This is a genomic window from Dietzia sp. DQ12-76 (assembly GCF_014145045.1).
Classification (GTDB): Bacteria; Actinomycetota; Actinomycetes; order Mycobacteriales; family Mycobacteriaceae; genus Dietzia.
In genome coordinates this window covers 1-7,398 of the sequence record NZ_JAALDV010000314.1, presented here as the reverse complement: position 1 = coordinate 7,398, position 7,398 = coordinate 1, and the positions used below count along the sequence as shown (strand labels likewise).

Here is a 7,398-nt window from a genome sequence, read left to right as displayed (position 1 = left end):
GTTCTCCTCGCTCGATGTGTTCAACAAGATGATCGCGACGTGCGAGACCATGGCGCATCTCGACGTGTTGGTGGCGTGGGGAGACCTCGTCGTCGACGAGGTCTCGTCCGCCGGCGTACAGCGCTTCGTCACCGCCTGAGGCGGGGCGGTGCGGGCTCAGCGCGCGGTCCAGCCGCCGTCCGCGTAGAGCTCGGCGCCGGTCATGAACCCGGCGTCGTCGCTGGCCAGGAAGGCCACGCAGCCGGCGATCTCCGCGGGGGTGCCGAGCCGTCCCATCGGGGTACCGGCGAGCATCCCGCGATGGCGCTCGCTGCCCTCGAAGCGCTCCAGGAGCTGGGGGGTCTCGATGAACCCGGGATGGAGGGAGTTCACCCTGACGCCCCTGGTGGCCCAGTGCATCGCGGCGTTCTTGGACATCGTCCGTACCGCGCCCTTGGCGGCATGGTAGGCGAAGCTGTTGCCGAAGCCGCCCACGCTGCCGAGGATCGAACAGACGTTGACGATCGCCCCGCCGCCGGTGCGTTCGATGGCGGCGCCGGCGTGCTTCATGCCCAGCCACACGCCGGTCTGGTCGACGTCGATGACGCGCTGCCAGTGCTCGGGGGACTCGTCTTCCACCGTCTTGAGGCTGCCGATCCCCGCGTTGTTGACCAGCACGTCCAGCCGGCCGTGGGCTTCCATGACGCGGTTCACCGCGGCGCTCCACTGCTCCTCGGACGCCACGTCGAGCTCCACCCGGAGGTGGGGTCCGACCGGGAGGGAGGAGGCCACCTCGTCGAGGGGGGTACCGGGCAGATCGGCGGCGACGACGACGGCGCCCTCGGCCGCGAGCCGGCCGCAGATCTCCGTGCCGATTCCACCGGTCGCACCCGTGACGAGCACGACGTGATCCTCAAAACGCTCCATGTGTTCGGCCTTTCCGGTGCCGGGGGGTGTACCGCTCGACGATAGATGAAGTGAACTGAATTCAGTATACGCCTCGGGTGGCCTCCCGGATCGGGTGCCGCTCAGCCCTCGGCGGGGAACACCACCATGAGTGCCTCGGCGATGCATGCCGGCTTCTCGCTGCCCTCCACCTCTATCGCGTAGTGAACGCAGGCCAGGACGCCGCTGGCCTGCGCCTCCCGGGTCCACGCCACCCGGCCGGCAGCCCGGATCCTGTCGCCGGGTCGGACGAAGGAGGGGAACCGCACCTTGTCGAGCCCGTAGTTGATCGCGCGTCCGATGCCCTCGAACGTGAACAGTTCGGAGCTGAGGCGGGGGAGGAGTGACAGCGTGAGATACCCGTGGGCGACGGTCGACCCGATGTTCGACGCCGCCGCCCGTTCCCGGTCGACGTGGATCCACTGCCAGTCCTCGGTGACATCGGCGAAGGCGTTGATGCGGTCCTGGGAGACCGTGAACCAGTCACCGGCCCCGAGGTCGAGGCCGGCGGACGCTCGGAACTCGTCGACACCGTGGAATACGTGGGTCATGGATTCTCCTCAATCGAGTGGGCGGGCGGAGGGGCCGGCGTCTCGCACGGTATCGGGTACGAGCGGGGCGCGGAACCCGCTTCTCGAACTAGGTTCAGTAGAGCAGCGGCTACCGTTGGGGGGTGAACGAGGATAGCGGCCCGGACCGGCGGAGCCTGGCAGTCGGCTATGTCCCCGGTGTGCGACCCGACAAGTGGCTCACCCGGTGGCGCGAGCGCAACCCCGACCTGCCGATCACGGCGCGGCGGGTGGGTGACCCCCGGGCGGAGCTGGCGTCGACGCCGGGTTCGGGAGGTGTCGACGTGGTGTTCCTCCGTGAGGCCGACCACGCCCCCCGCTCCGCCCCGGCCGGACTGTTGCGTATTCCGCTGTACACCGAGACCATGGCCGTGCTCGCAGCGCGGGGCCACGAGATCGGCGTCTACGAGTCCCTGTCCCGGGCCGACCTGGAGGGGGAGCCGTGGCTCGACCCCGTCGACGCGATCACCGCGTCACCCGACGAGGTCTCTGCCGCGGTGGACCTGGTCGCGGCCGGAGTCGGACTACTGGTGCTACCGCAGCCGTACGCCCGCGCACTGAGTCGTCGGGACGTCATCGAGCGCCCGTTGGAGGGCGTTCCCGCCACCCGCATGGGCGTCGCCTGGTCGTCGGACCGCGAGGGCGACGTGATGATCGACGAGTTCGTCGGCATCGTCCGCGGGCGGACCGCCGCCACGTCCCGCAACGCCGGGGACGCACCGAAGGAGAAGCTGAACGCCCGGCAGAAGGCGGCGGCGAAGGCGCGGGCCCGGGGAGAGCGGGTACGGGACGAACAGCGCCGGGGCCGGCAGCCCGCGTCGCGGGGGAAAGGCCGGTCGGCGCGGGGGCGGTGACGGGATACCGGACTCCACGAGCGCGTCAGCGACCCCTGCGTCTCGCACCCGCGCCGACCATCCCGCGGGCGAAGTGCAGTTGGCGCGCCACCACGTCGTCGGCGGTCAGGGGGCCGTCGGGGCGGTACCAGGATGAGATCGACACGCACAGCGACGAGATCGCGCGGGCCGCGTCCTCGGGGTGCTCGCAGGCGAAATGGCCCGACTCGACGCCGGCCCGGATGCTGTCTTCGAGCATCGTCTGCTGCGAGTCGCGCTGGGCGATGTGGTGGTCACGAACGTCCGGGTCCATGCTCCGTATCTCCGTGGAGGCCACGAACGCCTGGTCCCTCCTGGCCATGTGGAACCGGGCCAGGGACTCGACGAGATTCTCGAACCGCGCGACCGGGTCGCTGCCGGCGTCCTCCACGGCCGCTCTGGTGTGCTGGAACATCTCGGCCATCGCGGCGTCCACCACGGCCGCGAGGATCGCCTGCTTCGAGCGATAGTGGTGGTAGAGGCCCGGAACCGACAGGCCCGCCTCCTCGGCGATCATCCTGATCGAGGCGCCGTGATACCCGTGTCGCGCGAAGACGGCCAGCGCGGCCCGCAACGGGGGCGACAGGGTGTCGGGCCCGAATTCTCGCCAGTCGCTCATCGGTGGACTCTCCTCGGTCATCGAAAAACCCTAGCTGTCGGTCACTTGACACGTGATGTGGTGTGGGTAACACTACATCGGACCGAGCGATCGATCGGTCGGGGCGATGGAAATGGAGGGCGACGATGAGTGGACCGAGCGCGCGCCCGTGGCGGGACGTGTACCGCCCGGGCGTCGACGAGGGCCTCGCCGAGCAGCGATCAACGCTGGTCGCCGCCTGGCGCGACCGAGTCGCGACGAGTCCGGACCGGACCGCGGTCGCGTACTTCGACACCGTGCTGTCGGCTCGCGAGGTCGACCGCTTGTCCGACGCCCTCGGCGCGGCGCTGCAGGATCGAGGCGTGCAGGGCGGCGACCGCGTCGGGATCCACCTGCAGAACATCCCGCAGTACGCCATCTCCCTGCTCGCCCTGTGGAAGATCGGCGCCGCCGCCGTGGTCCTGAACCCCATGTACTTCGGCCGCGAGCTCCGGCTGCCCGTCGAGGACTCCGGCGCGGTGGGGATCATCGCGACCGACCGGGACGTCGCCGCGATCCGCGAGAGCGTGGAGGGCACCGACGTCGGGTGGATCCTCGGTACCAGTGAGCAGGACCTGCAGACCCGGAACGATCCCCGGGTGTTCGGAGGCACGGATTCGGGAGTGCCGTCGGAGGACGGCGATCTGGTGCAGCTCATCTCCGACTTCTCGGGTCGGACCCCGGCGCCCGTCGCGGTGTCCCCGGACGACCTCGCGCTGTTGACCTACACGTCGGGGACCACCGGCCCACCCAAGGGCGCGATGAACTCGCACGCGAACGTGGTGTCCGTGGCCCGGAGTTTCGCCGACTTCGTGGGTGTCGTGCCGGGGGACGTGGTCCTGGCGATCGCCCCGCTGTTCCACATCACCGGCGCGGTCATCAACGCGACCCTCGGTCTGCTGGGGGATACTGCGCTGGTCTTCGCCGGGCGCTTCCGGCCCGAGGTCGTCCTGGACGCCTTCCGTGAACACCGCGTCACCTACACGATCGGGTCCATCACGGCGTTCAACGCCCTCATGCGACTGGACGGGGCCGGCCCGGAGCATTTCGCCTCCGTCAAGACCCTCTACAGCGGGGGAGCGCCGATCCCGCCGTCGACGGTCGAGCGATTCAGAGAGCGGTTCGGGCACTACATCCACAATGCCTACGGCATGACAGAGACGACCTCGGGGGTCATCGCCGTCCCGCCCGGGCTCCGCGCCCCGGTCGACGAGTCCAGCGGCACCCTCTCCGTCGGGGTCCCGCTCCCCGGCGTCGACGCGAGCGTGGTGGGGGTCGACGACCGGCCCGTCGCGCCCGGCCAGCAGGGCGAGCTCGTCCTCAGCGGACCGCAGGTCGTCTCCGGCTACTGGCGCAACGACGCGGCCACCGCCGGGGCGATGCCCGGGGGCCGACTGCACACCGGTGATGTGGCCGTCATGGACTCCGCCGGCTGGGTCTACCTCGTCGACAGACTCAAGGACCAGATCAACGCCTCCGGGTACAAGGTCTGGCCCCGAGAAGTCGAGGACGTCCTGTACGAGCACGACGCGGTCTTCGAGGCCGCCGTCGTCGGCCTTCCTGACGAGTACCGCGGCGAGAAGGTGGTCGCGTTCGTCTCCCTCAAGGCGGGACGCACCGCCTCCGAGGCGGAGTTGATCTCGTTCGCCGCATCGCGCCTGGCCGCGTACAAGCGGCCCTCCGAGGTCCACGTGGTGGGCGAACTCCCCAAGACCCAGACCGGCAAGATCCGTCGCCGCGAACTCCGCGACGAGCACACCCCCTCCTGATCCCCCAGACCCCTCACCCGACCCGAAGGAGATGACATGGCCGAGGCCAGCATCCGCCCCGACCTCCCCTCGGAGGTCACCCCGACCCAGTCCGCCGAGGGCAACAAGAACGCCAAGAGGTCGCTCGCCGCCAGCACCACCGGGCAGCTGTTCGAGTGGTACGAGTGGACCGCTTACGCGGTGTTCGCCCCGTTCATCGCGGCGGCGATGTTCAACAACGAGAACCCGGTCTCGGCCCTGCTGGCGACGTTCGCCGTCTTCGCGGTGGGCTTCCTGGTCCGGCCGCTCGGCGGGATCGTCTTCGGCCGGATCGCGGACGTCAAGGGCCGCAAGTGGGTCCTCATCACCACCATGCTCATGATGGCGGGCGCGAGCCTGCTGATCGGCCTGCTGCCGAGCTACGAGACCCTGGGCGTCTTCGCGTCGGTGCTGCTCCTGCTCTGCCGGATCGTCCAGGGCTTCGCCCACGGTGGTGAGTCCGCGACCGCGTACAGCTACGTCGCAGAGATCGCACCGCCGCATCGCCGCGGCATGTGGGGGAGCCTGGTCTTCGTCGCCATCATGGGCGGCACCGTCGTCGCCTACGGAGTCGGCGGCACCATCACCGCCGTGCTGTCCGAGTCCGCCGTCGGCGAGTGGGGCTGGCGCATCCCGTTCCTGCTCGGCGCCGTGTTCGCCCTGTTCGTGTTGTACCTGCGGGCCGGCATGGAGGAGTCCGACGTCTTCGACAAGGCCGCCGAGGCGGCCGCGGCCGACCCGACCTCCCCGGTCGTCACCTTTTCCAAGGGCCGTCTCGCCCGGGCGATCGCGCTGGTCGTGACCATGGTCTCCGGCGTCACCGTCGCCCACTACACCTGGAGCTCCTACGCCTCCACGTTCGCCATCACGCAGCGCGACATGGATGCGGGCGCCGCCTTCTGGATGATCTTCGGCAGCCAGCTGGTCGCCCTGTGCACCCTTCCGTTGTGGGGCCTGCTGTCGGACAAGATCGGCCGTCGTCCGGTGATCTTCATCTTCGCGGTCGGCACCATCGTCACCACCCCCTTCCTGATGGGCATGATCGACGACCGGCCGTGGACCCTGTTCCTCACCTCGCTCATCGCCATGACGCTGGTCGCCGCCGCCGGATCCATCCTCTCGTCGTTCATGTCCGAAGCGTTCCCCACCAAGATGCGCACGGCGGGTATCGGCTTCGCCTACTCCCTGTCCGTCGCGGTCTTCGGCGGCAGCGCACCGTACCTCAACGCGCAGTTCATCGAGTGGGACGTGTACTGGATGATCAGTGCCTACATCATCGTGCTCTGCGTCTGCACCCTCATCGCCACGGCGATCATGAAGGAGACCCGCGGCAACGACCTGCACACGGTCGGCCACGACTAGTCCGTGCCCGTTCCGGCCATCCGACCGCCCATCAACCGCGAGGATCACCCCCATGACCACTCCACCAGCATCGTCCGCCGGCCTGGCGGTCGACCGACTCCTCCGCCCCGACGTCGTGGGGCCCAGGATCGCCGAGGCCACGGGCGAGGCGGCCTGGACGGACTTCTCCGCCGAGCTGATCGCGGGGGGCAAGTCCAACCTGACGTTCACGCTCCGCTCGGACGCCGGCGAGCTCATCCTGCGTCGGCCGCCCACGGGTGAGCTCCTCCCGAGCGCCCACGACATGGGTCGCGAGGCGCGCATCCAGCTGGGGCTGGCGTCGACGGACGTCCCGGTGGCCGGGATCGTGCTCAACGAGACCACCGGTGAGGACCTTGGTGTCCCGTACTACGTGATGGAGAAGGTGGTCGGTCACGTGATCCGTGACGCACTGCCGCCGGGTTACGCCGAGACCGACGACGACAAGGCGGCCATGGCGGACGCGCAGATCGACGCGATGGTCGCTCTCCACGCGGTGGACCAGGATGCCGTCGGTCTGGGGGATCTGGGGCGGCCGGAGGGTTACCTGGAACGGCAGCTACGCCGGTGGCTCGGCCAATCGGAGAAGGCGAGCGAGAGCGTCCGCGCGGACCGTCTGCCCGAGCTGGCCGCGCGACTCGGACGGGACCTGCCCACCTCGCCGTCGTCGCGGATCATCCACGGTGACTACCGCATGGACAACTGTGTGGTCGACGCCGATGATCCGGGGCGGATCAAGGCGATCCTCGACTGGGAACTGTCGACCCTCGGCGATCCGGTGGCCGACCTCGCCCAGACCGTTCTGTACTGGGGCGATCCCGATGGCCCCGAGGTCCCGCTCATCCCGAGCCTGACCACAGGTCCCGGATGGCCGGGCCCACAGCGGTTGCTGGACCGGTACTGCTCCGCGACCGGCACGGACCCCGCCCACATGCCCTGGTATCTGGCGTTCGCGACGTTCAAGTTCGCGGCGATCGCCCAGGGAGTGGCCACCCGTTCGGAGGCCGGTGACATGGCCGGACAGGACTTCGGCGACATCGGCCCGCAGATCCGCGAACTGGTGGAGTACGGCCACTCGATCCTCGACTCCCGGAAAGGCACCCGCTGATGGCTGATCCCGCGTCCACCTCACCCGCACCCGGCGCCAGCGCGTCCGACGACACCGCATCCGATGCCTCCGCCCGGGCCGTGCGCGGGCCGGTCGACCCCCGCACGGGCCCGACCACGGC

At 69.7% G+C, this 7,398-nt stretch carries 7 protein-coding genes and 1 pseudogene; 5 read left to right on the top strand and 3 right to left on the bottom strand.

All coding sequences use genetic code 11. The features are described 5' to 3' along the window. Window positions 1-139 (top strand): annotated as a pseudogene (locus G6019_RS17780) (MBL fold metallo-hydrolase); the annotation flags it as partial. 17 nt (window positions 140-156) lie between these two features. Here the strand turns inward: G6019_RS17780 and G6019_RS11150 are convergent. Both G6019_RS11150 and G6019_RS11145 read right to left on the bottom strand, forming a co-directional pair. Next, complete coding sequence (locus tag G6019_RS11150) at window positions 157-906, bottom strand: SDR family NAD(P)-dependent oxidoreductase (protein WP_182612348.1); 750 nt, start codon at window positions 904-906, stop codon at window positions 157-159. Window positions 907-1,007: 101 nt separating this feature from the next. Then, window positions 1,008-1,475, bottom strand: a complete 468-nt coding sequence (locus tag G6019_RS11145) for a MaoC family dehydratase (RefSeq protein WP_107756812.1) — start codon at window positions 1,473-1,475, stop codon at window positions 1,008-1,010. Between the two features lie 122 nt (window positions 1,476-1,597). Between G6019_RS11145 and G6019_RS11140 the strand changes: the two genes are divergently transcribed. After that, window positions 1,598-2,347, top strand: coding sequence for a LysR family transcriptional regulator substrate-binding protein (locus G6019_RS11140; RefSeq protein WP_182627603.1), 750 nt, complete (start codon window positions 1,598-1,600; stop codon window positions 2,345-2,347). A gap of 25 nt (window positions 2,348-2,372) precedes the next feature. Here the strand turns inward: G6019_RS11140 and G6019_RS11135 are convergent, their stop codons facing one another. After that, complete coding sequence (locus G6019_RS11135; RefSeq protein WP_182612349.1) at window positions 2,373-2,984, bottom strand: TetR/AcrR family transcriptional regulator; 612 nt, start codon at window positions 2,982-2,984, stop codon at window positions 2,373-2,375. 125 nt (window positions 2,985-3,109) lie between these two features. Between G6019_RS11135 and G6019_RS11130 the strand changes: the two genes are divergently transcribed. Genes G6019_RS11130 through G6019_RS11120 form a run of 3 tightly spaced genes read left to right on the top strand, consistent with a single transcriptional unit; the run spans window position 3,110 to window position 7,277 of the window. Beyond that, window positions 3,110-4,771 carry a class I adenylate-forming enzyme family protein gene (locus tag G6019_RS11130; RefSeq protein ID WP_182612350.1) on the top strand — a complete coding sequence of 554 codons (1,662 nt, stop codon included), beginning with the start codon at window positions 3,110-3,112 and terminating at the stop codon, window positions 4,769-4,771. A 36-nt stretch (window positions 4,772-4,807) separates the two neighbouring features. After that, window positions 4,808-6,151 carry an MFS transporter gene (locus G6019_RS11125; protein ID WP_182612351.1) on the top strand — a complete coding sequence of 448 codons (1,344 nt, stop codon included), beginning with the start codon at window positions 4,808-4,810 and terminating at the stop codon, window positions 6,149-6,151. Window positions 6,152-6,203: 52 nt separating this feature from the next. Continuing rightward, window positions 6,204-7,277: a phosphotransferase family protein gene (locus G6019_RS11120; protein ID WP_182612352.1), complete on the top strand. Its 1,074-nt coding sequence runs from the start codon at window positions 6,204-6,206 to the stop codon at window positions 7,275-7,277. Window positions 7,278-7,398: the final 121 nt, after the last annotated feature.

Bases quoted from the DNA above. Each gene is read 5' to 3' on its own strand.
- G6019_RS11150 (WP_182612348.1), bottom strand. From the start codon at position 906: ATGGAGCGTTTTGAGGATCACGTCGTGCTCGTCACGGGTGCGACCGGT.
- G6019_RS11145 (WP_107756812.1), bottom strand. From the start codon at position 1,475: ATGACCCACGTATTCCACGGTGTCGACGAGTTCCGAGCGTCCGCCGGC.
- G6019_RS11135 (WP_182612349.1), bottom strand. From the start codon at position 2,984: ATGAGCGACTGGCGAGAATTCGGGCCCGACACCCTGTCGCCCCCGTTG.
- G6019_RS11130 (WP_182612350.1), top strand. From the start codon at position 3,110: ATGAGTGGACCGAGCGCGCGCCCGTGGCGGGACGTGTACCGCCCGGGC.
- G6019_RS11125 (WP_182612351.1), top strand. From the start codon at position 4,808: ATGGCCGAGGCCAGCATCCGCCCCGACCTCCCCTCGGAGGTCACCCCG.
- G6019_RS11120 (WP_182612352.1), top strand. From the start codon at position 6,204: ATGACCACTCCACCAGCATCGTCCGCCGGCCTGGCGGTCGACCGACTC.